Annotated in this window: 16 protein-coding genes; 12 read left to right on the plus strand and 4 right to left on the minus strand. The window is 45.1% G+C overall.

Translation table 11 applies throughout. The features are described from left to right. Genes thiC through thiD form a run of 7 tightly spaced genes read left to right on the plus strand, consistent with a single transcriptional unit; the run spans window position 1 to window position 6922 of the window. Entirely contained in the window at window positions 1–1884 is a 1884-nt protein-coding gene (gene thiC / locus IEX80_RS06990) for a phosphomethylpyrimidine synthase ThiC (RefSeq protein WP_188832473.1), read from the plus strand. Continuing rightward, entirely contained in the window at window positions 1884–2480 is a 597-nt protein-coding gene (locus IEX80_RS06995; protein WP_188832474.1) for a thiamine phosphate synthase, read from the plus strand. The genes thiC and IEX80_RS06995 overlap by 1 nt, the downstream gene beginning before the upstream one ends. Before the next feature lie 8 nt (window positions 2481–2488). Further along, on the plus strand, window positions 2489–3133 hold the full coding sequence (locus IEX80_RS07000) for a thiamine phosphate synthase (protein WP_188832475.1): 645 nt from the start codon (window positions 2489–2491) through the stop codon (window positions 3131–3133). Between the two features lie 10 nt (window positions 3134–3143). Next, window positions 3144–3911, plus strand: coding sequence for a thiazole synthase (locus IEX80_RS07005; protein ID WP_188832476.1), 768 nt, complete (start codon window positions 3144–3146; stop codon window positions 3909–3911). Next, entirely contained in the window at window positions 3904–5016 is a 1113-nt protein-coding gene (thiH, locus tag IEX80_RS07010) for a 2-iminoacetate synthase ThiH (protein WP_188832477.1), read from the plus strand. The genes IEX80_RS07005 and thiH overlap by 8 nt, the downstream gene beginning before the upstream one ends. A 4-nt stretch (window positions 5017–5020) precedes the next feature. Continuing rightward, window positions 5021–6082, plus strand: a complete 1062-nt coding sequence (moeB, locus tag IEX80_RS07015) for a HesA/MoeB/ThiF family protein (protein WP_188832478.1) — start codon at window positions 5021–5023, stop codon at window positions 6080–6082. Between the two features lie 6 nt (window positions 6083–6088). Next, a complete protein-coding gene (gene thiD / locus IEX80_RS07020; protein WP_229701549.1) occupies window positions 6089–6922 on the plus strand; it encodes a bifunctional hydroxymethylpyrimidine kinase/phosphomethylpyrimidine kinase in 834 nt (277 codons plus the stop codon). 342 nt (window positions 6923–7264) lie between these two features. Here thiD and IEX80_RS07025 read toward each other — a convergent pair whose 3' ends face one another. Then, window positions 7265–9553, minus strand: coding sequence for a TonB-dependent receptor (locus IEX80_RS07025; protein WP_188832479.1), 2289 nt, complete (start codon window positions 9551–9553; stop codon window positions 7265–7267). Between the two features lie 354 nt (window positions 9554–9907). Between IEX80_RS07025 and IEX80_RS07030 the strand changes: the two genes are divergently transcribed. After that, window positions 9908–10246 (plus strand): zinc ribbon domain-containing protein YjdM, encoded by a 339-nt coding sequence (locus tag IEX80_RS07030; protein ID WP_090527498.1) that lies wholly within the window; start codon window positions 9908–9910, stop codon window positions 10244–10246. Between the two features lie 36 nt (window positions 10247–10282). Here IEX80_RS07030 and IEX80_RS07035 read toward each other — a convergent pair whose 3' ends face one another. Beyond that, window positions 10283–11191, minus strand: coding sequence for an AraC family transcriptional regulator (locus IEX80_RS07035; RefSeq protein ID WP_188832480.1), 909 nt, complete (start codon window positions 11189–11191; stop codon window positions 10283–10285). An 848-nt stretch (window positions 11192–12039) separates the two neighbouring features. Here IEX80_RS07035 and IEX80_RS07040 point away from each other — a divergent pair. Genes IEX80_RS07040 through IEX80_RS07055 form a run of 4 tightly spaced genes read left to right on the plus strand, consistent with a single transcriptional unit; the run spans window position 12040 to window position 21160 of the window. Continuing rightward, on the plus strand, window positions 12040–15156 hold the full coding sequence (locus tag IEX80_RS07040) for a SusC/RagA family TonB-linked outer membrane protein (protein WP_090527492.1): 3117 nt from the start codon (window positions 12040–12042) through the stop codon (window positions 15154–15156). A gap of 19 nt (window positions 15157–15175) precedes the next feature. Further along, on the plus strand, window positions 15176–16741 hold the full coding sequence (locus tag IEX80_RS07045) for a RagB/SusD family nutrient uptake outer membrane protein (protein ID WP_188832481.1): 1566 nt from the start codon (window positions 15176–15178) through the stop codon (window positions 16739–16741). A gap of 40 nt (window positions 16742–16781) precedes the next feature. Beyond that, entirely contained in the window at window positions 16782–18428 is a 1647-nt protein-coding gene (locus IEX80_RS07050) for a glycoside hydrolase (protein WP_229701550.1), read from the plus strand. Beyond that, on the plus strand, window positions 18425–21160 hold the full coding sequence (locus IEX80_RS07055; RefSeq protein ID WP_229701551.1) for a DUF8487 domain-containing protein: 2736 nt from the start codon (window positions 18425–18427) through the stop codon (window positions 21158–21160). Before IEX80_RS07050 ends, IEX80_RS07055 begins: the two co-directional genes overlap by 4 nt. Before the next feature lie 78 nt (window positions 21161–21238). On the opposite strand, the gene IEX80_RS07060 is transcribed toward IEX80_RS07055, so the two are convergent. Together IEX80_RS07060 and IEX80_RS07065 are read right to left on the minus strand one after the other, a co-directional pair. Beyond that, complete coding sequence (locus IEX80_RS07060; RefSeq protein WP_188832482.1) at window positions 21239–23677, minus strand: outer membrane beta-barrel family protein; 2439 nt, start codon at window positions 23675–23677, stop codon at window positions 21239–21241. Between the two features lie 489 nt (window positions 23678–24166). After that, window positions 24167–26533: an ABC transporter permease gene (locus IEX80_RS07065; protein ID WP_176627278.1), complete on the minus strand. Its 2367-nt coding sequence runs from the start codon at window positions 26531–26533 to the stop codon at window positions 24167–24169. Window positions 26534–26614: the final 81 nt, after the last annotated feature.

A 26614-nucleotide genomic window follows, 5' to 3' on the forward strand; every position in this document is an offset into this window, starting at 1 on the left:
ATGAAAACAGAAAAAACACCTACAGCACAAGCCATCACGCAAACACCGTTTCCAGCCTCGCGTAAGATTTACGTTAAAGGGCAATTACACGACATTGACGTGGCCATGCGCGAAATAAGCCTGAACGACACCAAACTACATGGCCGTTTTGGCGAAACCGAGCCCAACGCCCCGGTAACTGTTTACGATACCAGCGGCCCTTATACCGATCCCAACATAGCCATCGATGTTAAAAAAGGTTTACCCCGCCTGCGCGAAAAATGGATCACTTCGCGTGGTGATGTCGAGCTGCTGGATAGCATATCATCAGCATATGGCCGCGAACGTTTAAACAGTAAAGAGCTTGATCATTTACGTTTTGGCTACCAAAGTAAACCTTTCCGCGCCAAAGCAGGCATGAATGTGTCGCAACTGCATTACGCCAAAAAGGGCATTATCACGCCCGAAATGGAATACATCGCCATACGCGAAAACCAACGCATCGATCTGCTGAAAGAACAGTTGAACGGGCAATATGATATAATGAGCCAACAGCACCAGGGCCATAGCTTTGGCGCCAACACACCTAAAGGTTACATTACGCCCGAATTTGTACGACAAGAGGTAGCCGCCGGTCGCGCAGTTATCCCATCAAATATCAATCACCCCGAAAGTGAACCGATGATCATTGGCCGTAATTTTTTGGTTAAGATCAATGCCAATATTGGCAACTCGGCAGTTACCTCGAGTATTGAAGAAGAAGTAGAAAAAGCCGTTTGGGCATGCCGTTGGGGCGCAGATACCATTATGGACCTGTCGACTGGTAAAAACATTCACGAAACCCGCGAATGGATCATCCGCAACACACCTGTGCCCATAGGTACCGTGCCTATTTACCAGGCGCTCGAAAAGGTGAACGGCAAAGCCGAAGACCTGACCTGGGAACTGTTCAGGGATACGCTGATAGAACAGGCAGAGCAGGGTGTTGATTATTTCACTATCCATGCGGGCGTGTTGCTGCGCTATGTGCCATTAACGGCCAAACGTATTACCGGTATCGTATCGCGCGGTGGTTCTATCATGGCCAAATGGTGCCTGGCCCATCATAAAGAGAATTTCCTGTACACGCATTTTGAAGAGATCTGCGAGATCATGAAAGCGTATGATGTCGCCTTCTCGTTAGGCGATGGTCTGCGCCCCGGCTGTATTGCCGATGCCAACGACGCTGCACAGTTTGGCGAGCTGGAAACCCTGGGCGAACTGACCAAAATAGCGTGGAAGCACGACGTGCAAACCATTATTGAAGGCCCCGGCCACGTACCCATGCACCTCATCAAAGAGAACATGGAGAAACAACTGAAACATTGTTCGGAAGCGCCTTTTTACACTTTGGGCCCGTTAACTACCGATATCGCTCCGGGTTATGATCATATTACTTCGGCCATTGGCGCTGCCATGATCGGTTGGTTCGGTACGGCTATGCTGTGCTATGTAACCCCTAAAGAACACCTGGGTTTGCCCAACAAAAAAGATGTTAAAGATGGCGTGATCACCTATAAGATAGCCGCCCATGCTGCCGATCTGGCCAAAGGTCATCCCGGTGCGCAATATCGCGACAATGCGTTGAGCAAAGCACGGTTCGAGTTCAGGTGGGAAGATCAGTTTAACCTGTCGTTAGATCCGGATACGGCTAAAGAATTTCATGATGAAACCCTGCCTGCTGAAGGAGCCAAGATCGCGCACTTTTGCTCGATGTGCGGACCGAACTTCTGCTCGATGAAAATAACCCAGGATGTGCGCGACTTTGCCAAAGAGAACGGTGTTAACGAAGTCGACGCGCTAACCAGGGGCATGGAACAAAAATCGAAGGAGTTTGCCGAAAAAGGCAGCGAAATATACCTGTAATGGAATTGATCGTGATATCGGCCCCGGATACTGTGACGGATGAAGCACAAATAATCAACCGCTTGTTCGGGGCCGGTTTACAGCGTTTCCACCTGCGCAAACCGGATTGGGATCTCGATCAATGTACCAATCTGATTACTCAGATTGACCAGGCCTATCATCATGCTATAGTTTGTCATCAGCATCATAGGCTGGCCAAAGTTTTTGAGATGCACTATTTACATTATCCCGAAAAGGATCGTATCAAAAGCGACCACCTGGATTTAAATATTCAGCTTAATCAGGGTTACCGATTGAGTACTTCGGTACATGATGTTAGCGCCACATCCTCACTAAAACATTTTGAGTACACATTTTTAAGCCCGGTGTTCAACAGCATATCCAAGCCAGGTTATCAAAGCATGCTGCCTGCCGGTTTTTGTTTAGACCGTAATAAGTCCGGACCAAAAATAATAGCGCTTGGCGGCGTGGATATAACCAATTTAAACCTGCTAAAAAAAATGAATTTTGACGGAGCGGCGGTTTTGGGTGCTATCTGGCAAGATCCCAAGCAGGCTGTTTCCAATTTTATAAGCATTAAAAAACAAACCGAATAATTAAATCCATGATTGATAAACTGCATTATATCTCTCAACAATCTCAAAATGGCACGCACCTTAGCGCTATCAAAGCGGCTTTGGATGCGGGCTGTAAATGGATACAGTTGAGGGTTAAAGATCAGCCCGAAGACATCATTCTGCAATATGCCATCGAGGCCGTTAAACTTTGTGACGGGTACGGTGCCAGATTAATAGTGAACGACCATCCTGAAATTGCAAAAAAGGCGGGTGCCCACGGGCTGCACCTGGGTTTACAGGATATGCCCATACAACAGGCCCGTCAGATTGTTGGCCATGATATGATCATCGGTGGTACGGCCAATACATTTGCGCATGTAAGACAGCGCGTTGCCGAGGGCGCCGACTATATCGGCCTTGGCCCTTACCGTTTTACAACTACCAAACAAAAGCTGAGCCCTATTTTGGGGCTGGACGGTTACCGGGATATCATGGATCAGATGCGTCTTGCAAATATGAGGATCCCGGTAATCGCTATCGGCGGCATTGTGCCGGCCGATATACCGCTGATCATACAAAGCGGCGTATATGGTGTTGCGCTGTCCGGCGCCATCACCCACGCCACCAACGCCAGGCAAGTGGTTTCGGAATTATACCATCATTTAAATCAACCTTCGTTTAACGAAGCTTAAAATCAACACTATGTTAACCATCGCTGATAAAACTTTTCAGTCGCGCTTATTTTCAGGCACCGGCAAATTTAACTCGCCTGCCATGATGGAGGAGGCTTTGCTGGCCTCAGGCTCTGAACTGGTAACCGTAGCCCTGAAACGTGTTGATGTAAAAAACAACGACAACGACGATCTGTTGCTGCGTTTAAAATATCCGCATATTAACCTGCTGCCTAATACTTCAGGTGTGCGGAATGCTAAGGAGGCTGTGTTTGCCGCCCAACTTGCCCGCGAGGCGCTGGAAACCAACTGGATAAAACTGGAGATCCATCCCGATCCCAAATACCTGATGCCCGACCCTATAGAAACCCTAAAAGCTACCAAAGAACTGGCGAAACTGGGTTTTATAGTATTGCCCTATATCCATGCCGACCCCGTATTATGTAAAAGGCTTGAAGAAGCGGGTACTGCGGCCGTGATGCCTTTAGGATCGCCGATAGGTAGTAATAAGGGCCTTAAAACCATCGATTTTTTAGAGATCATCATCAGCCAAAGCAGCGTACCCGTTATTGTTGATGCGGGTATAGGTGCTCCGTCTGATGCAGCCAAAGCGCTTGAAATAGGCGCCGACGCCGTACTGGTAAACACCGCCATCGCGGTATCAAGTAATCCAGTACAAATGGCCGAAGCATTTAAACTGGCCGTTAAAGCCGGCCGGATGGCTTTTGAAGCAAAACTGGCACAACCGGTATCACATGCTATGGCAAGTAGTCCACTTACTTCTTTTTTAGATGAGTAGTTTTAACGACATTTTTGAAACCTATAACTGGGATGATACCAAGGCCAGCATCTACGCTAAAACCAGCGCGGATGTTGAACGCGCCCTGGCCGCAGATAAACGAACATTGGAGGATTTTAAGGCCCTGGTATCACCTGCTGCAGCGCCCTACCTGGAGCAAATGGCGCGGATCAGCCAGCGCCTGACCCTGAAACGTTTTGGCAAGGTGCTGCAGATGTACGTGCCGCTTTATCTATCCAACGAATGCAGCAACATCTGTACCTATTGCGGCTTTAGTTACGATAACAAGGTAAAACGCAAAACGCTTTCGCCAATGGAAATTATGCAGGAAGTGGCCGTTATTAAAGAGATGGGCTACGAGCATGTTTTACTGGTAACCGGCGAGGACAACGTGAATGTGCATGTTGATTATTTTAAAAAAGTGCTCGAGCTGATCAGGCCGCATTTTGCCCATATCTCGATGGAGGTGCAACCGATGGATCTGGAAGACTATCAACAGCTAACGTCTTATGGCCTCAATACCGTGCTGGTATACCAGGAAACTTATCATAAAGAGGATTACAAAAAACACCACCCCAAAGGCAAAAAATCAAACTTTAAATACCGGGTGGAGACGCCCGACAGGTTGGGCCAGGCCGGGATCCATAAAATGGGACTGGGCGTTTTAATAGGTTTGGAAGACTGGCGCACCGATTGTTTTTTTACCGCAATGCACCTTAATTACCTCGAAAAAAAATACTGGCAAACTAAATACAGCCTTTCATTCCCGCGGCTAAGGCCTTTTAGCGGCGGCCTCGAGCCAAAGGTAGAAATGAATGACCGCGAACTGGTACAACTGATCTGCGCTTATCGTTTATTTAACGAAGAGGTTGAACTTTCGATATCTACACGCGAATCGGCTAACTTTCGCAATAATATCATCAAGCTGGGTATCACCTCTATAAGCGCCGGTTCAAAAACCAATCCGGGCGGGTACGCGGTAGAGCCTGAGTCGCTGGAGCAGTTCGAAATTTCAGACGAGCGCAGTCCAGCGGAAATTGCAGAGATCATTGCCCAACAGGGTTACGAGGCGGTTTGGAAAGATTGGGACAACTGTTTAACCTAAGGATATGCTGGAACGTGAAGAACTGAAAAGATACAACCGGCAAATGATATTGCCCGAGCTGGGCCTGCACGGACAAGAAAAACTAAAAGCCGCCCGGGTGTTGATGATAGGTGCCGGCGGCTTAGGTTGCCCGGTTTTGCAATACCTGGTTGCAGCTGGAGTAGGCACCATTGGTATTGTGGATGCTGACGTGGTTGATATCAGCAACCTGCACCGGCAAATATTATATGCTCCCGCTGATATTGACCAGCCAAAGGCTTTGATAGCCAAACAAAAACTAAACCAGCTTAACCCCTTTGTGGAGCTGATAGCTTATACCGAAAGGATTATTGCTGCCAATGTGCAACAACTGATAAGCAATTTTGATGTGGTGATAGATGGCTCTGATAACTTTGCCACCCGCTACCTGGTAAACGATACCTGCGCCGCCCTTGGTAAACCGCTGGTATTTGGCTCAATATTTAAATTTGAGGGACAGGTATCTGTGTTTAACCATCAGGGCGGCCCCAGCTATCGTGACCTATTTCCAGAAGCGCCACCCGAAAATGAAGTGCCCAACTGTGCCGAAATTGGTGTTATTGGCGTGTTACCCGGTATAATAGGTACTTATATGGCCAACGAAACCATTAAATTGATTTGCGGTATTGGGGAGCTATTATCTGGCAAACTATTAACCCTGAATGCGCTTGACAACAGCATCAGTATTTTCAAAATTTCTGCCGCAACGCCTTCACTCCCGGTTAACACATCTCAGCCGGTTGAAAGTGATAGGGTTGCCGATGAAATCGACGCCGACACCTTCAAAAAATGGCACGCGGAAACACCCGACGAAATTTACCTGGTTGATGTACGTGAAACTTATGAATTTGACGATGAAAATATAGGAGGAATAAATATCCCGCTTTATGATTTACAAGAACACGCTAATATTTTTCCAAGCGGTAAAAAGCTGATATTTATCTGTCAAACCGGGCAACGCAGTAAAATAGCGGCTCAGCAAACCAGGTCTTTGTCGGGGATAGCGGCCTTCAGTTTAAAAGGGGGCATTAACGCCTTTAATTTTTAAAACGAAATGATGCAGTATTATCAATATTGTTCGGTATTAACCATCGCCGGCTCCGATAGCGGCGGCGGTGCGGGCATTCAGGCCGACTTGAAGACCTTTGCCGCCCTGGGTTGTTACGGCACCTCAGCCATTACTGCCATTACCGCGCAAAACACCCTGGGAGTAACTGATATTCACGTTATTCCACCGGCAATGGTGCAAAATCAGATCAGCGCAGTAATGAGCGATATCCGGCCTTTGGCAGTGAAGATCGGGATGCTGCCAAATGCGGAAACTGTGCAGGCGGTAGCCGATGCTTTAAAAAAATACGAACCGCTACCCATCATCCTCGACCCAGTTATCAGCTCAAGCAGCGGAAAACAACTGGCAAATAACGAAGCATTGCTTGCCATGAAGGAGCTACTTTTTCCAATGGTAACCCTGCTCACGCCAAACCTGAATGAAACAACTCAACTAACGGGCAAACATGCCGGCAATGTTGATGATATGATAAACGCGGCAGAAGCATTGTTAGATTTAGGTAGCCAGGCCGTTCTTGTAAAAGGCGGCCACTTAGATGGGCTTGAACTCTACAACGTATATGCTGATCGGCAAGGTGTAAGAAAAACTTTCGCTTACCCTTTTATAAACTCCTTAAACACACACGGAACAGGTTGTACACTGGCTTCAGCTATCGCAGCTTATATAGCACGAGGGCAATCCATAACCGAAGCCATTGCTTCGGCCGGGGTTTACGTTAACATAGCCATCAAAGAAGGGCAGAATGTAAAAACCGGCGAGGGATCCGGGCCTCTTAATCATTTTTTCAAGCCTCGTAAGTTGGCGAAGCTCAATTTCTGAAGGCATATATATCAAGTTTTTAAAGAATCGGCAGTGGTCCGTAATTAAAAACTGTGCTTTGCCTCTACGGTATTTCTAATTTTTATGAGCACGATCTATTTACATCCCCATTAGTTCAACCGATTTAACAACCACATAAAAAGCATTGCTCTGTTTATGTGGTTGTTTCTGTTTCAGGATATACCTTTTCAATTCAGAAGCTTTTATGGAGCATTAAAAATGAATTAGGTTTAATCTCCACATCCTGTATTGAAAAAATGCCTTGTGCCTCCTCCTATTTGTTTCTGCCAAGGCTACGCTGCACTCACCGCCTGTACCATGGATGTGCTGATCGGCCTGTCTTTAATATCCTACTGATATACCAAAGTTAAACGCTGTGCCTCTGCCTTTTGAATAGAATCCCGGTTGCATGAACCATTGCGCACGTGCCGGAAAATAGTCTTCATTAAACAGGTTTTCAATGCCCAGGCTCAACCGGGTATTCTTATTCACTTTATACCCGGCGGCCAGGTTGAACAGGTTATAGGCTTTTACAGCTCCTTCATTGCCATTGTAGATACCGGCAGCATTTTTTGCGAAACGGTTGCGGTTGCCAATTCCTGTATAATTCAGGGTTATGTCCACCACCCGGATTGGTGAATAAGTAACATTACCGGTAATCTTAGGAGCAGAAATGCGCCTGCCATTCAGGTAGGCATCTTGCGGGTCATCGTATTTCCCGTTTTGATTAACGTCCCTTTTTCCATCTGTATAACTGTAACTACCGCCTACAGTTAACCGGCGGCTAAATATGTAGCTGGCAGCTAATTCAAAACCGTAAATTTTTTCAGGGCTGCGCGCGGTATTAAATAAGCCGGTGGCCGGATCATATAATACCTCAATTCCCAACTTAGAGGTGCTTTGATAGGCTGAAGCTGAAAATGCCAGATTTTGATAACGGCTTTCAAAACCCGCCTCATAATTATTCACTTTAACAGCATCGGTATTGATCTTATTAATACTGTTCACCCTGGCATCGCGTAAAGCCAAACCGATGTCCATTACAGAAAAACCCTGGGAGAAACTTACATAAGGACTGAACAGCTCAAAACGATTATACTTTAAACCGGCATTAAACAAAGCGGTATTATATTTCAACACGCCGCCTGTTACATCAAATGATGGAGTTACCGTAGCACCGCTTGCATTGGTGATGCGTAATGTACGATAATTGTCAACATCAATATTTACACGCTCATACCGGAACCCTGTTTTGAACACCAGGTCCCGAATGATCATTAGGTCAGCTTGCGTAAATGGCGCCAGGTTGGTCATGTCCATGGTCGGTACCCAAACACGGCCGTCTACCAGCGGTTGTGAGGTTTTGTCTTTCAGCAAATCTATACCATAAGACAGGTTAGCGTTCAGCAACGGACGGCTGACCAGTGGAGTTTGGAGGAATAATCGTATGCCTTTTTTATCATTATGTGCTAATGACTGACCGTCGCCGCCATCAAAGCGACCTAAGGACACATAAAACACATCCTGGCGTTTTTCATAATAAGCATCCGCGTTCAGGCTCGTATGCGCAAAAAGATTGTCAACCTTGTAAGATAAATGCAGGTTGTGATTGTAAGCCGCCCCGGTAGGAATGCCTGCCGGTTTACCAAGTACCCCGGTAGCTTTCTGACCTGTTGCCGGGTTGCCGTTCACCAGCGTAAAGTTGCTGTTCTGTAAGCTGCTATAATAGTTATATACCAGTTGCAAACGCTGGTTACGCGTTGGCTGATAACCCAGTTTAGCAAAGGCATTATAGGTGTTTGTTTCACCAAGGCTGTAGTTGGGCCCAACCACATCGCCTTTGGCATCTTTGTATTCTCCGGTTTCCTCTGCCATGCCGCTTGCTACATAATCGAATTTCCCTGCTTTGCCATAAAACATCTGACTGACGCGACCGCCTACCGAATTACGTACTTTCACCAGTGAGCCGTTTAAATAAACGTCGGTTTTACCGGCAAACTTTTCCGAAGTATCAGGCACCAATGTTACATAGTTAACCAGGCCGCCGGCGGCACCATTACCGTAAATGGCCGTTGCCCCTTTTACGACTTCAATTTGCTGCAATACAGACGGATCAATAGACCGCAGGTCCACCTCAGCATTTCTGAGTGGTGACGACTGGCTCACACCATCAATCATAACCAGCATGGGACGCCCCCTTAAGTTTTGACCAACATTACTGCCCGATTGCGCTGTCGGGGCAAAGCCGGGCACCTCATTTGCCAGGATGCTGGTTAGGTCCGGGTTAACAGCAATCTCATTATCGAGTTTCTTTTTTGAAACGATGCTCACTGCTGATACAATATTCCTGGGGCTTTCCGGTCTTCTGGTTGCGGAAATTAAAACCTCACCAAGCGCCTGGCTGGCTTGCAGTAAGCGCCAGTTAATGGCCGTGTCGCGCGTTAAAGCAGGAAGTGATATCAATATGGGCTGATAGCCGACGGCAGAAATTTCTATTGTCAGTTGCTGTCCTGCCGGTACAAAAGCCGTGAAGCGCCCTTTGGCATCACCACTTATCTGCGCGGTTTTCAACTTGATTGTGGGATAGGCCACTCCAGATACGGAGTCGCGGACGCTACCTTGTATTTTCACGTTTTGAGCTGATGCAAAACAGGATAATAATAAAAAACAGGTAGTAATAAAGTGTAATGGTACATGTGATTTCATCAGATTAAATTTTGCACGAAAGTATTTATTTAATCTAATTCTAAATAATAAATCTTAAGAAACCCTGTTAAGTCATATAGTTAAGTCAATATTAAAACTGGCAAATAGCATCTCACATATCAGGGTTTCGGCGAAACTATTTCTATAGATTACTGTATGGCAGGTCTGTCTTCCGTTTCCTTATTTCAATTGTTTTGCCTGGAAAAAATGTATACAACATGGCCGAATGCAAATCTTTTAAAATTTTATCTTTGCCGATGAAATCAAATACTACAAAAGATGAGTGAACTTGCCCCCTGCCCAATATGTAAATCTCCCTATGCTTATGAAATGGATAACCTGCTCATATGTCCGGAATGCGGCCACGAATGGAACCCGCAAGATAATCCTGTAAGTTCAGATCTGTTTGTGGTGAAGGATAGCAATGGAAATATTCTCCAGAACGGGGATACTGTTGTTACCATAAAGAACCTGCCGGTACGTGGTTCCTCTCAAAGTATAAAAGCCGGGACTAAGGTTAAAAACATCCGTTTGGTTGACAGCGATCATAACATTGATTGTAAGATAGATGGGTTTGGCGCTATGGCATTAAAATCTGAGTTCGTTAAGAAAGCATAATTTTTTAAAAATACAGTCCAAAGCGGGTAAACGCACTTATTTAATGGAAGGAGATCGGCTTTTACGGTATTCTTTGGGACCGTATCCCATAGTTCTGTTAAACAATCTTGAAAAATAAAGAGGGTCATCAATGCCAATGCGAAAAGCTATTTCACGTATCCTCAATTCCGTGAACTGCAAGTACTGACAGGCTTTTTGTATTTTAAGATGATTAAAATAATCTATAGGAGAAAATCCTGTGGTTTTCTTAAATAATGCAGAATAATGACTCACCGATAGGTTTACCGAGGCTGCGAGCTCAGCTAAACTTAGGGTCTTATCCAGATTGTTCTGCATGAATAAAATAGATCTGTCCTGCGGCTGGGAGTGTGTGTTCAAATTCGTTTTATAATATTTGTCCCTAAACAAAAAAGAACTTAAATATTGCAGCAACAGTAAATTGACGTAAGTAAGATTTTCTGTACTGTACCCCTGTTCTAAAAATACGTAAAGCTTGTCAAAAAGGGCGATCCGATCACCGTCAAATTCGATGCTGTACCGGAAACTCTGGTCCCTTACATAAATTTGCTCTGTTATAGCATCCGCTTGCGGGCCTTTAAAGTGGCACCAGTAAATTGTCCAGGGGCTGGTTTCATTTGTTTCATAAAAATGCTTAACACCATGAGGAATAACAAAAAAGTCGCCGGGCTTGATCTCATAAGTATGAGTGCCTATCTTAACCATCCCTTTTCCGTCAACGCAGTAAATCAGGATATTTTGCCCCGCACCTGTATATCGCTCCCTGCGATGAAATTTTGCCTTGGGATAGTATCCAATATCCGTTATAAATGCTCCTTGTATAGCCGCATTTCCCTCACAAAACCGCTGTAATATAGTTTTGGGTATCACGATCGCTCGCTGACCTTCAAAACCATCTTTTTTGTAACTTGCTGAATATGTGTTCATTTGATTTATTTAAATCCTATCGCGGGTTACACATGTTTGCGAATGCAGACATGCTGTGTTAAAAGGCGAATAGATACTGTTTTGCCACAGCCGTTATCAATGCCGGATACTGACATTAAAAGTAAAATTTCTGAACGGCTGAATTTCATAAATCCATTAAATTATTATCTTTTAAAATACTGCCCTACCCCATTTTTTTGGATATGGACAGGATTTGATATTCATTGATTTCAATCTGTAATTGTTAGTCGGTCAACATTGGTATTCACAAAAATATTTAATAACAGGGCATTCTATATAGATGAAAAAATTAAAAACATGGACTATATAACTATCGCCGGAACGCTAAAACACTTTACGTTCATTGCGAAAATAAGGTCAGGCTTTTATAAGAAACAAGCCTGATGAGTACCCCTGATTCGGCTATTTATGGCAAACTTTTGTGCTTTTTATCAAACAGGACGAACTGAAATCATTTAACATTTGTTTTATTCCCTTCAATTTTCTCCTTCCTATAATTTAATGCGCCACTACGCATTCATTTTAATCAGCAATGCCACATTCGAAAGGCCCTGGCATACTCTATAATTAAATAGTAAAATTATCCATATAGAACGACCAAACTCATGAATGCCCGCCTTTCGTTTTTTTAACTAAAAGAATAAAATAACTCTACATAGCCCCAAATAGCGAAAAAAAGGCATAGGTTTTTATCAACCAATAAGCAGCAAAACAGCTAAATACAATAACAATCAGAATATTATCCATGTATTACATCATATCGTCTATACTCAACGATCCGATTGCCATTAGATTTGTCATCCTTAATAACCCCAAATAACCCAATTATGAGAACAAAATTTACACTAACATTAGTGTTATTGTTACCACTTTGCAGCCTGGTTTTCGCCCAAACCAAAGCCTTAAAAGGACGTGTAACAGATAACACGCATCAAACGCTTATTGGCGTAAGCATTTTGCTTAAGGGCACAAAAACCGGTTCTGTAACCGACGCAGCCGGTCAGTTCCAGATCAGAGCAAGCAAAGGTGACATACTGGTATTCTCTTACCTTGGTTTCCAGGCCAAAGAGGTTCCGGTGGATGACAGAGAAACTTATGAGGTAACACTTAATCCTGCCGACAATCAGCTTAATGAGGCTGTGGTAATTGGATACCAAACCATTACCCGCAAAAGCGTAACTACAGCGGTGTCCTCTGTCGGGACTAAAGACATTGCCCCTACCACCACCAGTAATGTTGCAGATGCTATTCAAGGTAAAGTACCCGGCCTGCAGGTATTTCAGGGGGGCGGCAATCCCGGCGCGCAACCGAAGCTGCTGATCAGGGGCTTCTCCACAATCACAGGGTCCAGCGATCCGCTCATTGTTGTTGACGGCGTGATCACCTCATTCGGCGGCCTTAATGACATCAACCCGTCAGATATTGACAAAATCGACGTGCTGAAAGATGCGGCAGCTACTGCTATTTATGGTTCCCGTGGCGGAGCCGGTGTTTTGCTGGTTACCACAAAAAGAGGGAAAGAGAAAACGCAGATCAATTTTAACGGAACTTCGGGCATGAACTATTGGGTGAACCCGAAACTTGCACAGACAGACGAGTTTGTAAGCCATTACCGCCAGATCTATGCTAATAACAACCAGACCCTTCCGGCCAATGGAACGGTGACAGGTGTTAATACTGATTGGTGGAATGAGGCAACCAAAAAAGCTTACACACATAACTATAATGTCAGCGCATCCGGATCAAAAAACGGGCTCACCTTTTACGGAAGCGCCGGGTATTTTGATCAAACCAGCAACTTTGCCGCACAGCGTGGTACTGCTGACTATCAAAAAATCACCACCAGGTTTAACATCGATTACGAAATTTCAAAAGTATTTAAATTTGGTGTTAGCCTTGCACCGCGTATGGAGCGATATGGCGACGGTGGCGGCACAAGCCTGTTCAACATCATGTCTATTGCACCCAACGTAGCGGCAACCAGATCTGCTGCCGAGACGCAAACGGCTGTTAACGCTTATGCAGCAACCAATCCGAGCTGGAGCTTCACTGCCTATAACCCGGTTTACAGCCAGTTTACGCGTTCCAATTTTAATAATATCAATAATCCATTAGCTGCCATGGCCCGTGATTTTAACCAATCACGATTATTCGGCACACAGGGTTCCTCCTATCTTGAAATCAAACCAATTAAAGGCCTGACATTAAGAAGCAGTATTTCCGGCTTTTATAACTCGATAAACCAGACTAATTACCAACCTAAATATTACATCGATCCGCAAGACCGCAGTGATATATCAGGCGCATCCCAAAACTCGGTGATCAACTACCGCTGGCAATTGGATAATACGATCAATTATATTGGTAGTATCAACAAACATCATTACAACGTTTTGATAGGCCAGTCTGCCGATAATTACACGTATAATAACACTTACGTGTACCGCCAGGATATTCCTTATGATGCGGAGCCTTATCACTACATTTCTGCCGGCGCAACGCTTGCCGACGGATCCGGCTCTCATCAACCCGGCGCGGGGCCCTTCGGTAAAATGAGCTCTTACTTTGCCCGCGTATCTTATGATTTTAATGAAACCTATTTCATTGCCGGCTCTTTCCGGGCAGATGGTTCATCAATGTTATCACCCGCCAACCGCTGGGGTTATTTTCCAACCGTTTCAGGTGCTTATGTGATTTCAAACGAGTCATTTATGAAGAACATCAAATGGCTGAACTACCTCAAATTGCGCGGATCATTTGGCCGTGTGGGAGGCAATTTGCCAGGCTCGCCAGGCGCATACGAAAGTACTCTGGGCTTATCAGATTATATCAATGGCGCAAACAGCCGGGTTTATGGTTATGTTCCCTCTAATGTACCAGACCCAAATATCAAATGGGAAACAACACAGGACGTGACCATCGGCTTTGATGCGGACTTCTTCAATAATAAATTATCCATAACTGCTGATAAATACTGGCGCTCGCCTAAAGATATGTTGCTTTACCTCCCGGTACAACCCTCGCTGGGCTATCCGCAGGGATATATCCCAACAGTTTATACTAACGTGGGTACCATGCGTACCAGCGGTTGGGAAGCAGCCATCAATTATAAAGACAAAATCGGTGGTGTTTCTTTCGGTATCGGTCTTACAGTACAGCATTTCATTTCCAAAGCGGTTGACCTGAAGGGACAGATCCTGTATGACGAAATATCCAATGACGTATTTCAGTCTACCCGGAGGACCAAAACCGCTGCAGGTGATATTTTAGGCGGTTATTACGGTTATAAGGTACTCGGTGTTTTCCAAACAGCCCAGGACGTACAGAACTATAAAAGCCCTAACGGCACTGTATTGCAGCCTAATGCGAGGCCCGGCGATTTTATGTACGCGAACGTTAACGGCGATAATACCATTGATTTGAACGACCGGACATCGATCGGAAATCCATATCCTAAATTATCATCGGGCTTAAACCTTCAGGCTTCTTACCATGGCTTTGATTTCCGTATGGAATTTTATGGGTCCTTTGGCAATAAGGTAGCTGATGATTACCTGGTAAGGATGAACCCCATCTACGGGTATAACTTCATCAGCGGTAAAGAAAATAAATTTTGGACAGGTCCGGGCAGCACGAACAGTTATCCTGTGTTGAGTTTGAGTGATCCAAACGGCAATTTCTCTAAAAACTCCAGTTTCTTTATCAAAGATGGCACCTATGTACGCAATAAGTTATTGCAACTGGGTTACACCGTGCCTGAAAAAGCGTTGGGCGGCCGGGCAAAAGTGCGGATTTACGTATCTGCTCAAAACCTCTTCACCATTACCAAATATGACGGATTAAACCCTGAAGTACCATTTGCGGGTGTACTGAGGTATGGCATTGACAACGGACAGAACCCGATCCCCAAATTCTTCAATATCGGATTTAACGCGAATTTTTAAGACTTAGCAGTAAACAACAATGAAACACTTGAAATATATATTGCTCGTACTGGTTATTGCCGGCATGAGCGCTTGCAAAAAGACTTTCCTGGATCAGGAACCTTATGGTAACGCTATACAGGCCAATACTTTTTATAATACAGTTGATGAAGCCAGTGGCGCAACGATTGCTTGCTACAAATACATTGACTTTGACGACTGGTGGCAGACGCAATGGTGGAAGCAAGTAGGCGGCGAGGCCGCCTCCGACAATGAGTGGATCGGTATCAACGGTGGGCAAGGCACGGCGGTACAGGCCGCGCATTACACATTAAATGCCGAAAATGATCGTATTGAGGCACATTGGATCGAAATCTACAAAAGCATTTATATTTTTAATGCTACCATTGAAGGCATTCAGAAATCGCAGATTGACGATCCTACCAAACAGAAGCTTATCGCCGAGATCAAGTTTCTGCGGGCTTTCCAATATTTTGAGCTGGTAAGAAACTGGGGCGGGATTCCGCTGATCTCTAAGACACTGGGCCCTCAGGAAAATACCTACAGCAGGACCAGCGCCGCCGATGTGTACAATTTCATTAAACAAGATCTTAATAGTGGTATTGGCATTTTACCGAATAAATCACAGTATAGCGCCACAGATAAGTTCCGCGTATCAAAAGGAGCGGCGCAAGCACTGCTGGCCAAGATCGACCTGTATACCGAAGATTGGGCAGGAGCTCAAAATCTGACCAGCCAGATCATCAGCTCTGGTGAATACAACCTGGAAACGTTTTTTGGTAATATATGGCAAACAACTAATCATAACGGACCTGAGTCTATTTTTGAAATACAATATCAGTATTCTACCCAATACCCAAACCTGGGCAACATTTTTCCTACAACCTCCATGCCCGGGACCGAAGGCGGATGGGGATATTTTACGCCAACCAGCGATCTTGAAAATGCCTTTAAATCTCAGGCAGACAGTGTAAGGTTAAACTGGACGATCATGCGCCAGGGCTTCCCGGTTGCCGGCGATCCGGCCAATACCTCATTCAATGCCAATCCGGCACAATGTAAATCTGCCAGGTACAACCGAAAAGTTTATGTACCTCGCGGTGAAAGAACACCGAACGGCCGCTTTTCAAAAGATCATATTTACCTGAGGCTGGCAGATGTTTACCTGATGAATGCTGAAGCTGCCGCTATGCAGCAGCAGTCGGCCCAGGCTTTACAGTCGATGCGTACGGTTAGGAACCGCGTTGGCCTCACTACCGATATGACACTTACCGGCTGGAACCTCATCAACGCTGTGCGATTGGAGCGCAGGCTCGAAATGGCCCTGGAAGGAGATCGTTTGTATGACATCAGGCGATGGAAAGATCAAAGCGGACAACCGGTGATCAACAGCATTTTAGGACCGAACGGAAGTTTTGTTAAATACAATACGCAACAAAGCAAAGACCCATATGAAACTAAGAACCTGAACGAACCTCAAAATAAGGGTGCTAATTTTATTGCAGGAACACATAATCTATGGCCTATCCCATCAAAGGAAATTATTGCCTCGAACGGAAAGATTACACAAAACCCGGGATATTAGCAAATAGCCGCCGGCATGCCGGCGGCTTTAAATAACTATTATGAAAATAAATTTGCGATCAGCACTGCTGTTCATGGTAATGCTGGGTGTATCAAACTCATTCAGCTGCGCTAAAAAAACAGGAATTAAAAAAGGAGACGACGGTTGCATCGTTAATGGCGTTAATATATGCAATACCGGCCCGGCCCGCATCACTATCAATTTGGGAAATGAGCAGCAAACGATGCAAAGCTTTGGTGCCTCTGATTGCTGGACAACCAAATTCATCGGAAAGTGGAATGATGTTACCAAAAAGAATCAGATTGCTGATTACCTGTTCAGCATGGAAGCCGACCAGCAGGGCAATCCCAAAGGTATTGGCCTTACACTTTGGCGCTTCAACATCGGCGCCGGGAGCTATGAACAAGGTGCGGATAGCGGAATACCGGATGAGTTTCGCCGGGAAGAATGCTTTCTGGATGCAAATAATAATTATAACTGGAACAAACAAGCAGGCCAGCAATGGTTCCTGTCGGCGGCGAAAGCACGTGGTGTAAAAAACTTCCTGGCATTTTCTGTTTCGCCACCGGTACAGTTCACGCAAAATAATAAAGCTTATGGTTTGGCTAACAGTCATCTGAACCTAACAGAAAGCAAAAAAAATGCTTTTGCAGATTTTCTGGTTAGCGTTTTAAAGCATTTTGAATCAAGCAGTACCCCTTTTAATTATCTCAGCCCCTTTAATGAACCCCAGTGGAATTGGGGAGAAAATCCATCGCAGGAAGGCACTGGTGCTACCAATGCTGAAATTGCAGACTTTATACGCCTGTTGGGCCCGAAGATGAAAGCTGCCGGCTTAGTAACTACGATATGTCTTGGTGAAGCCAATCAATGGAATTCGCTGGATGCTAACAACAGCGATGGTCGCGGCGATCAGCTCAACCAATTCTTTAACAAAAGCTCCGCTAATTATATAGGCGATGTCCCTTCGATGGAGCACTTACTATCAGCACACAGTTATTTTACTACCTGCCCGGGCGCCGATTTGATCAGTTACCGGCAACATGCAGTAGATAAGCAAAAGGCTGTTGACCCAAGTCTTCATCTTTGGCAGTCAGAGTTTGGTATATTAGGCGATATTTGTGGTCAATTAAATGGTTACCCGAAAAATACCGGTATTGATTACGGCTTGTATGTGGCCAAAGTTATTCATCATGACCTTACGGTGGCCAATGTAACTTCATGGCAGTGGTGGCTTGCCGTTGATACTTATAATTATAGTGACGGGCTTGTATACATTAACGACCCATCTGGTGGATATGACCTGAACAGCATGAAAACCAATGGCCTGGTTAGTGATTCAAAACAATTGTGGTGTTTGGGAAATTATTCACGGTTTATCAGGCCGGGGATGATCCGCGTAAATGCAGCATTAAGTGATGTTAACGATCCCGTGCTGGCAACAGGAACACAAATGGTTTCCGCATACAAAGATCCCGCTTCAAAACAATTGGTTATTGTGCTGATAAATATGAGTACCGAAAGCAAACAATACACGGTTGATCCGGGTGGTTCACAATTGGCCGGAAATACATTTGATATGTACACCACAACAGCTCTCAAAAATCTTAAAAAATCAACAACTCCCGTCGGGACAATAACACTTGAGCCCCGTTCTGTTACTACTTTAACCGCTCACTATCAATGATGCAGTATTCTTTAAAAAAAACATTTTTCTTGCTCGCGGCACTGGTAGCAAGTTCTACCATTTCGGCGCAGGTTAAACCAATACCGGTTGCCGGCAAATGGCTGTACAGACTCGATTCGCTCGACAAAGGTTTGGATCAGAAATGGCAGCAACAGCAATTTACTAATAGCATATGGCTGCCTGGCACCTTAGATGACGCCGGTATCGGAGCGCCTGTAAAGGTGGATACAACTGTGCTGAGCAAGGACATCATGCTGCATCTGTCCAGAAAACACAGGTACACCGGTGCCGTTTGGTATCAGCGCAGCATAAATCTAACCAGCCGGATGGCCAACGCCCTGCTGTCGCTTGAAAGGGTGATCTGGAAAACCGATTGTTGGATAGACGGCAAACCAGCCGGGACACAGGAAAGCCTGATTGCACCACAAGTTTTCAAATTAGGCCCTCTGGCAGCAGGCAAACATGTGATCACCATTCGCGTAGACAATCGCAAGCAGCATGACATCAGCGTAAATGACTTTGCCCATGCCTACACCGACGGTACACAGATCATTTGGAACGGCGTTATCGGAAAGATGCAGCTGATCGACATAGGCAAACAAGTTATTAACCAGGTACAGGTATACTCCTCGCTGGCCAATCACAGCGTAAAGGCAGCTATCAGCCTGGGCGGTTCCCATCGTGGCGATACTTATCTGCGGGCTTCCCTCCTTTCCGGAAAAAAGGTCGTTAAACAAACCAGCCCAACCGTTATTCAGCATGATCAGCAGGAAATTAACCTCCAGGTTCCGCAGGTGCAATCATGGGACGAATTCCATCCGCAGCTATACAGCCTTCGCACGGAAGTAATTGACAGCAAGGGACGAGTTTTGGATGCCAGAACTCAAAGTTTTGGCTTCAGGGATATTAACGCGACCGGGAACGAGCTTCATATCAATGGTCGTCCGCTTTTTCTGCGCGGTACGCTTGAATGCAATATTTTTCCGCTGGAAGGCCATCCACCAATGAATACAGCCGGCTGGCTGAAGGTGTTTAAGACCGCTAAAGCTTACGGGCTGAACCATCTTCGCTTTCATTCATGGTGCCCGCCCGAAGCAGCATTTCAGGTGGCCGACTCCCTAGGTTTTTATCTGCATGTTGAACTGCCGCTATGGGCACTAACCGTGGGCAAAGACCCAAAAACATTGATTTACCTGGAACAGGAAGCCGAAAATATTATCCGGAATTATGGCAACCATCCTTCATTTTGTTTTTGGAGCATGGGCAATGAACTGGAGGGCGATTTTGGATGGCTGGAGAAGCTGGTGCGTAAGTTAAAGCAGGAAGACAACCGGCATTTATACACCACAACCACCTTCAGCTTTCAAAAAGGGCATGGCAAAAGTCCGGATCCTGCCGATGATTATTTTATTACCCAATACACGGAAAAAGGATGGGTACGGGGACAGGGTATTTTCAACACCAACCCGCCCGATTTTAAGACAGATTACAGTAAAGCGCTGGAAGGGACAACAGTTCCCCTTATTATTCACGAGGTGGGCCAGTATTCTGTTTATCCGGACCTTGAAGAAATAAAAAAGTATACCGGGGTTCTGCGGCCATCTAACTTTGAGGCGGTACGGAACAACCTTCGCAAAAAAGGGATGCTTGGATTGGCTCCTGATTACCTTAAAGCAAGCGGAACACTCGCTGTTCAGCTTTACAAAGAAGAAATTGAACGCGCATTGAAAACCAAGGGTGTTGGCGGGTTTCAATTGCTTGACCTTCATGACTTTCCGGGACAGGGAACAGCACTTGTTGGGATTTTAAATGCTTTCTGGGATAGTAAAGGCTTGATTTCGCCGGCTGATTTTAGCAAATTCTGTGGCCCGGTGGTGCCATTGATCCGTTTTGAAAAGGCGGCTTACAGCAATCGTGAGCGTTTTGCTGCGGCTGCCGAAATTGCCAACTATAGCGACCGGCAAATAAATGGCGAAATTCTTTGGTCGGCAATTTCAGCAGATAAGCACTTTAATCTTCGTGGTTCGCTTGGCCGGCAGTCTATTGCTATTGGCAACGCTTCTGCGGGAAGTTTCTCGATAGATCTCAGCAAAATCGACCGGGCTTGTGAATTACTGATCACTGTAAGCATAGCCAATACCGGTTATACTAATCACTGGAAAATTTGGGTTTACCCAAATAAAAATCCGGAATCTTTTAATAACGTGATCTTTACTACATCCATCGACAGTGCCCTTAGTTATCTGCAAGCGGGGCGAAAAGTGTTGCTTAATCCGGATACTGCCAACGTTAAAGGTATCGACGGCCGTTTCGCTCCTGTTTTCTGGAGCCCGGTCCATTTCCCCGACCAACCAGGCAGTATGGGCCTGCTCATTGACAAGAAAAATAACGCGCTGGCTGATTTCCCTACTGACTTTTATACGGATTGGCAATGGTGGGACCTGGTGACCCGTTCCCGGTCGCTGATACTTGATAAATTGAGAGCTCCTGCAACGCCGATAGTCCGGGTGATCGATAACTTTTTCAGGAACCGTAACCTGGCAACGCTGGTTGAATTCAAGGTTGGTTCCGGGACCTTAATTCTTTGTACAATGGATCTTCATAGCCAATTAACGGAACGGGCAGCGGCAAGGCAGCTCCGATACAGCTTGTTACATTATGCGGCCGGGGGTGCATTCCGGCCGGTACAGGAGATCAGTACGGGTGATCTGCGCAGGTTATTAGATAACTAAAACCAAACCTGGAATATCGAAAAAGGTTAATAACAAACAGGCGGTCCCCTCCGCCTGTTTGTTATTTGTTAAATGCTCTTAGTTCCCCGAAGGCGCTCCCTGAACATCGTCATTACTGATACCCCGTTTGTTTTTCTTAACCGCTTCCTTCAGTTTGCCGAAACGGTAATTAAGGCTGACGGTAAAGCCCCGGAAATAGGCGCGGTTAATATTTGTTTGGGTAAAATCGGGCCCGAATGAACTCCTGATATTATTCCTGTATTTACTGAAAGGGTTATTCACCGTGGCCGAGAACGAAAGTTTATCCTTCACTACATCTTTATTAACTGTAAAGGATACACTGGCGTAAGGATTCGATGTACCCTGGATAGAAAGGTTAGGCCCATTCAGAAACACGTTGGTACTAACCCGCCAGCCCTTCTCTAAATTATAACCGCTGTTTAGTGATGCGCCATACATAAAGCCCTGATTTTTCACCAGCTGGCCATTCACTATGCCCTGCACACGGCCATGCGCAATCCTACCGTTGAACGATGTGCTCCATTTTTTGGTGATGGGGTAATTGATATTAGCGTTAAAGGTGAACAGGCGGGCTTTGCCGGTGTTATCAAAAGTGCTGCGGGTAATATTCGTAGCCGGATCGAAAATCACAACGGGCATGATCAGGTCGTTAAAATAATTATAGCCAAGCATCAGGTTTAAGGATGCCTTTTTCGTTCTGCTATAACCCAACTGGATACTATTGGAAACCGCGGGCCTGAGGTTGGGGTTTCCCGACGATTCGAAGTTTGGGTTCGAGCGATCTACAAAGGGGTTTAGCTGATATATACCCGGACGCTGTATCCTTTGCGAAAACCCGAAGTTCAGCGTACTGGAGTTTTTAAACCGCTTATTAATACTTACCGAAGGCACTATATTAAAGAAATTTTTGTTCAGCTGCGATGAGGTAGAAATAAAATCAGCATCAATCAGCGTCTCCTCTACCCTGGCGCCTGCCTTAAAGCTCCAGTTTTGCAGGGTATAGGTATAGCTGTTGTATGCACCCAGTACATTTTGGTTATTATCGAATTTATTGCTTCGCGATGGGTCGGCCTCGAAATTACCGGTTGACGCATTAAATCCGAGATATTGAAAGTCACTTTTGTTATCACGAATAATTGCTTTCACCCCCATTTCAATATTCAACTTCTTTACAGGCTGAACGTAATCTACCTGGACAGTCTGTTCGGAAGATTCACCTTCATTGTGTTGCAGGTAATCGGGCGTCGTATAGTTCACGCGATTAGATGCCGTCAGCGACGCATCTTGCCTGTTGTTGAATGTATAGTACTGGTACGAAAAGGTGAGCAGCCTTTGCTTATTGCTTTTAAAACCCAGCTGGTAATTTAAACCGACATTCAGGCCCCTGCCGCCTGCCGTATTGTTATTGTACAGGTCGTACCCTTCAACCATGTTGCCGGCTTCGTTCAAAACAGAACTTTGCGTGTTGATGCCGTCCTGGTTATTTCCGTTAATATTGAATTGTCCCGAAATAAGGTTAAGACTGTCAATTTCGTAACTGATGCCAACTTCCGTATAGCCATTTTTGCCATCCCATTTCGCGGTGTTATTCTGGTTAAGGCTCGTAGGGTTGCTCCCGGTGGTAAGTCTCGAAATGGAACTGAGCACTTCGGGCGAATTGGAGATATTCCCGCCAAAATAGCCTGATAGTTCCAGCTTGCCTTGTTTAGACGAAAATGACCCGCCCAATCGTGGGCCGCCTACCGGGAATACATGGCTAAGGTTTAGCGTGCCATTGTACCCGTTACTTATTTTTTTATTGGTCACTATATTAATAATCCCCGCCATTCCCTCGGCATCATACTTCGACGAAGGGTTGGTAATTACCTCGATGCTTTGAATGGTTGACGCAGGCATACTTTTGAGGATATTCTTCGGATCGCGCTCCATCATACTTGATGGTTTACCGTTAACAAATATCCGGTAGCCGCTATTTCCCTTTAAAAGGATGTTATCGTCACCGTCTACTGTTAACAAAGGCACTTTGCGCATCATCTCCAGTACACTGCTGCTTTTGCTGTCAGGGTCAGCCTTTAAGTCGTAGATGAGTTTATCAACCTCCTGCTTAATGATAGGCCTGTCGGCCGTAATAGCCACCGTTTTAAGCTGTGTAGTTTGTGTGCCCAGGGCAATGCTCCCCAGATTTATAGAGGGTTTATTATTATCTGTAAAATCAACAGGAAGTATTTTCGTCTTAAAACCAACACTGATCATCGAGAGAAGGTATTGTCCTGATGGCAGCTTTTCAAACCGGAACGTGCCGTCGGTTTTAGTCACCGTGGTGCGGACTAACTGCTTTGCTTCGTTGCGCAGGTTTACGGTTACATAGGCAAGCGGTTGTTTCGATAGTGAATCCGTTGCGATGCCGTTTACCGCGAATAACGCCTGCCCCGCCTGCCCGAAGGCCGGGGCCATAACGATTGAAAATAAGATGAGGAGTAAGAGCTTTAGTTTCATGCTGATGTGATAGGTGAACTGTTTGACCATTAATCTTTTTGAGCCAATCTTAACCAGGCTACAAATCCTATAATACCATGCAATACATAGTACTATAACCATAGGACTACCCCCCGAACGAATTTGTTACACCTATTTGAAATAAAAAATTTTAATAATGCTGTCGGGCTGACGTACCGGCATATATATGCCTGCCTTAAAACGGGTGCATTAGCCAAGTTTTATTAAAAAAAACCAGTAACCTAAGCCCATATTATTCACCGTACCGGCTTAATCGTGGAGATTTCGTTATTGATTGGGATTGCTTATGAAGTTCAGGATCCAACTAACGTTTTGGGCGTAACAGAAGCGATCACTTCTGTTTTATGCATAAAATGCCCCCAAATAGTGTCTAACTTTTTGGGGGCAGTAAATTTAAAACGGGCCCTTCACCGGGCTGTTACTTTGCCTTTTATGGTAATGAGAATGCAACACCCTGTAATGAGGGTGTTATTCTCCTTTCAAACTTTTTACCGGATTTGTTAATGCAGCCTTGATTGCCTGGTAGCTTACTGTCAAAACAGAGATCAGCAATGTCAGCGCGGCGGCGATTACAAATACCCAGATATTAATAGAGATCCGGTAACTATATCCTTTCAACCATTGGAACATTAAATACCAGGCTATTGGCGCCGCAATGCAAAATGAGATTGCGACCAGCTTCAGAAAATCCCTGGAAAGCAGTGTGGTCACACTGGCAACTGATGCGCCAAGCACTTTTCTGATGCCAATTTCTTTGATACGGTTCTGCGCCATGTAAGCCGCCAGGCCAAAAAGTCCGAGACAGGATATAACGATTGTCAATCCGGCAAACAGGCTGGCCAAAGTCCCGATACGCTGCTCATCGCCAAACTTCTTGGCGTACTCCTGGTCAACAAAACTATATTCAAACGGGTAATCCGGGTTGTATTTCTTAAATACAGCTTCGGCGCGGCGCAGGTTTTCTTTTGTCGAATTAGCGTTATTAAGCTTGTAGTGAATGATATTGAACCAGGAACTGGGGCCTTCAATCAGCATATGTTGTACAGGTTCATAAGGCGAACTGATGATAAAGTCTTTGATAACTCCAACAATATGCCATGTTTTGATGTCTTTACCTTCGCCCTGGGTAACTAATTTACCAACAGGATCTTTCAGGTTCATGACCTTCACCGAAGCTTCATTCACCAGCATGGCTGTTGAATCCGTCGGATAGTTTACCGGGTCGATATCCCTGCCTGCAACAAGCTTAAGGCCCATGGTTTTAATAAGGCTTCCGTCCGAAGTGTAAATAATAAAATCAACCTTGTTCTTGGGCTGTGAACCTGGCCAGTTAAAACCCCAGCTATCGCTGTATCGCTGGGTTATAGGCGAATTTGTTCTGGACACCGAAGTCGCGGCGCCACTGGAAAGCAATTCATTTCTGATGGATTGATAGTGCTTCGCGATTTCGCCGGACATAAATGTGTAAACAAGGTTATCTTTTTTATACCCCGTATCCCTGTCCTGGGCGTATTGTAATTGCTGGCGGATAATGATGGTACAAATGATCAATACCACCGCAAAAGTAAACTGAATAACCACCAGCAATTTACGTGGTGTAACCAAAGCATTTGCCGCCTTAAAAGTACCTTTCAGTACAGCTACGGGCTTGAATGAAGACAGGTACAATGCAGGATAGCTTCCCGAAATAACACCGGTAACCAGTATAAATCCAATTGCGGTGAGCCAAAAATAGGGATTGCTATATGGTACATATAGTTGCTTTTGGGTAAGCTGGTTGAAACCCGACATACTGATTTGTACGATGACGATGGCAAAAATACCGGCAATAAGTGCAATCAAAACAGATTCACCTAAAAACTGCCAGATTAACGACCCCCTTAATGCGCCTACTGTTTTACGGATGCCCACCTCCCTTGCACGTGTCTCGCTCCTGGCCGTACTTAAATTCATGAAATTTATACAAGCAATGACGAGGATCAGAACAGCGATCAGTGAAAATACCCTGACCCGTTCAATTCTCCCACCGACTATCACCCCATCCTTAAACTGCGAATACAGGTGCCATTTGGCTGCGGGGTGCAAAAACTGCTGAATATCTTTGGTATCGGAATGGTTCCTGGTAAAGTTCAGCACGGCGGCATCAGCATGAGCTTCCGTTACGCCGGGTTTTAAAAGAACAAACGTTTGAATGGAGTTATTGCCCCAGTATTCATCATCCTGCCCTATCTTTTTTAGATATGACCAGGGAATAAGGTATTCAAAATCAAATCGGGTATTATTCGGGAGGCTTTTCATCACACCCGTCACTTTAAAATAAGCGTTACTATCTATTTTAACCGTTTTGCCGAGCGCATTTTCCTCTCCGAAAAGTTTCTTTGAAAATTTTTCAGTGATAACTATGCTATGAAGGTCGTTCAAAGCGGTTTTGGGGTCTCCATTGATTAATGGAAAACTGAACATGGAAAGAAAATCCGGATCAGTAAAATCGCCGGTTGCAGTCAAACGTTTGTCGCCAATGCTAAACAAAAAACTGGCATCAGTTACCCTGGCTACTTTTTCCAGTTGCGGTAACTCTGCTTTCATCACCTTACCCATGATTTTAGGCGTGGTTTCCCAGCTCCATAATTTACCGTCAAATTTCGAGCGGTTATATACAGAATAAAGCCGATCCCGTTTTTCATGGAACTGATCATAGCTAACCTCATTCTGGATCCACAACAAAATCAGCGCTGCGCTGGCCATGCCGATGGTCAATCCGAGGATATTGATCAGGGAGAATGTTTTTTGACGTAAGAGGTTGCGCCAGGTAATCTTTAAGTAGTTTTTTAACATATGATCAGGCTTTAATAACCATAAGACGCCGGCATTAAGATTTTAGTTGCACTGTTTTTCTTTTTTCTGCTAAAACAAAAA

Origin of the sequence: Mucilaginibacter rubeus, assembly GCF_014643835.1 — a bacterium.
Classification (GTDB): Bacteria; Bacteroidota; Bacteroidia; order Sphingobacteriales; family Sphingobacteriaceae; genus Mucilaginibacter; species Mucilaginibacter rubeus.

Coding starts and splice junctions, on each gene's coding strand:
- thiC (WP_188832473.1), top strand. CDS start 1: ATGAAAACAGAAAAAACACCTACAGCACAAGCCATCACGCAAACACCG.
- IEX80_RS06995 (WP_188832474.1), top strand. CDS start 1,884: ATGGAATTGATCGTGATATCGGCCCCGGATACTGTGACGGATGAAGCA.
- IEX80_RS07000 (WP_188832475.1), top strand. CDS start 2,489: ATGATTGATAAACTGCATTATATCTCTCAACAATCTCAAAATGGCACG.
- IEX80_RS07005 (WP_188832476.1), top strand. CDS start 3,144: ATGTTAACCATCGCTGATAAAACTTTTCAGTCGCGCTTATTTTCAGGC.
- thiH (WP_188832477.1), top strand. CDS start 3,904: ATGAGTAGTTTTAACGACATTTTTGAAACCTATAACTGGGATGATACC.
- moeB (WP_188832478.1), top strand. CDS start 5,021: ATGCTGGAACGTGAAGAACTGAAAAGATACAACCGGCAAATGATATTG.
- thiD (WP_229701549.1), top strand. CDS start 6,089: ATGATGCAGTATTATCAATATTGTTCGGTATTAACCATCGCCGGCTCC.
- IEX80_RS07030 (WP_090527498.1), top strand. CDS start 9,908: ATGAGTGAACTTGCCCCCTGCCCAATATGTAAATCTCCCTATGCTTAT.
- IEX80_RS07035 (WP_188832480.1), bottom strand. CDS start 11,191: ATGAACACATATTCAGCAAGTTACAAAAAAGATGGTTTTGAAGGTCAG.
- IEX80_RS07040 (WP_090527492.1), top strand. CDS start 12,040: ATGAGAACAAAATTTACACTAACATTAGTGTTATTGTTACCACTTTGC.
- IEX80_RS07045 (WP_188832481.1), top strand. CDS start 15,176: ATGAAACACTTGAAATATATATTGCTCGTACTGGTTATTGCCGGCATG.
- IEX80_RS07050 (WP_229701550.1), top strand. CDS start 16,782: ATGAAAATAAATTTGCGATCAGCACTGCTGTTCATGGTAATGCTGGGT.
- IEX80_RS07055 (WP_229701551.1), top strand. CDS start 18,425: ATGATGCAGTATTCTTTAAAAAAAACATTTTTCTTGCTCGCGGCACTG.
- IEX80_RS07060 (WP_188832482.1), bottom strand. CDS start 23,677: ATGAAACTAAAGCTCTTACTCCTCATCTTATTTTCAATCGTTATGGCC.
- IEX80_RS07065 (WP_176627278.1), bottom strand. CDS start 26,533: ATGTTAAAAAACTACTTAAAGATTACCTGGCGCAACCTCTTACGTCAA.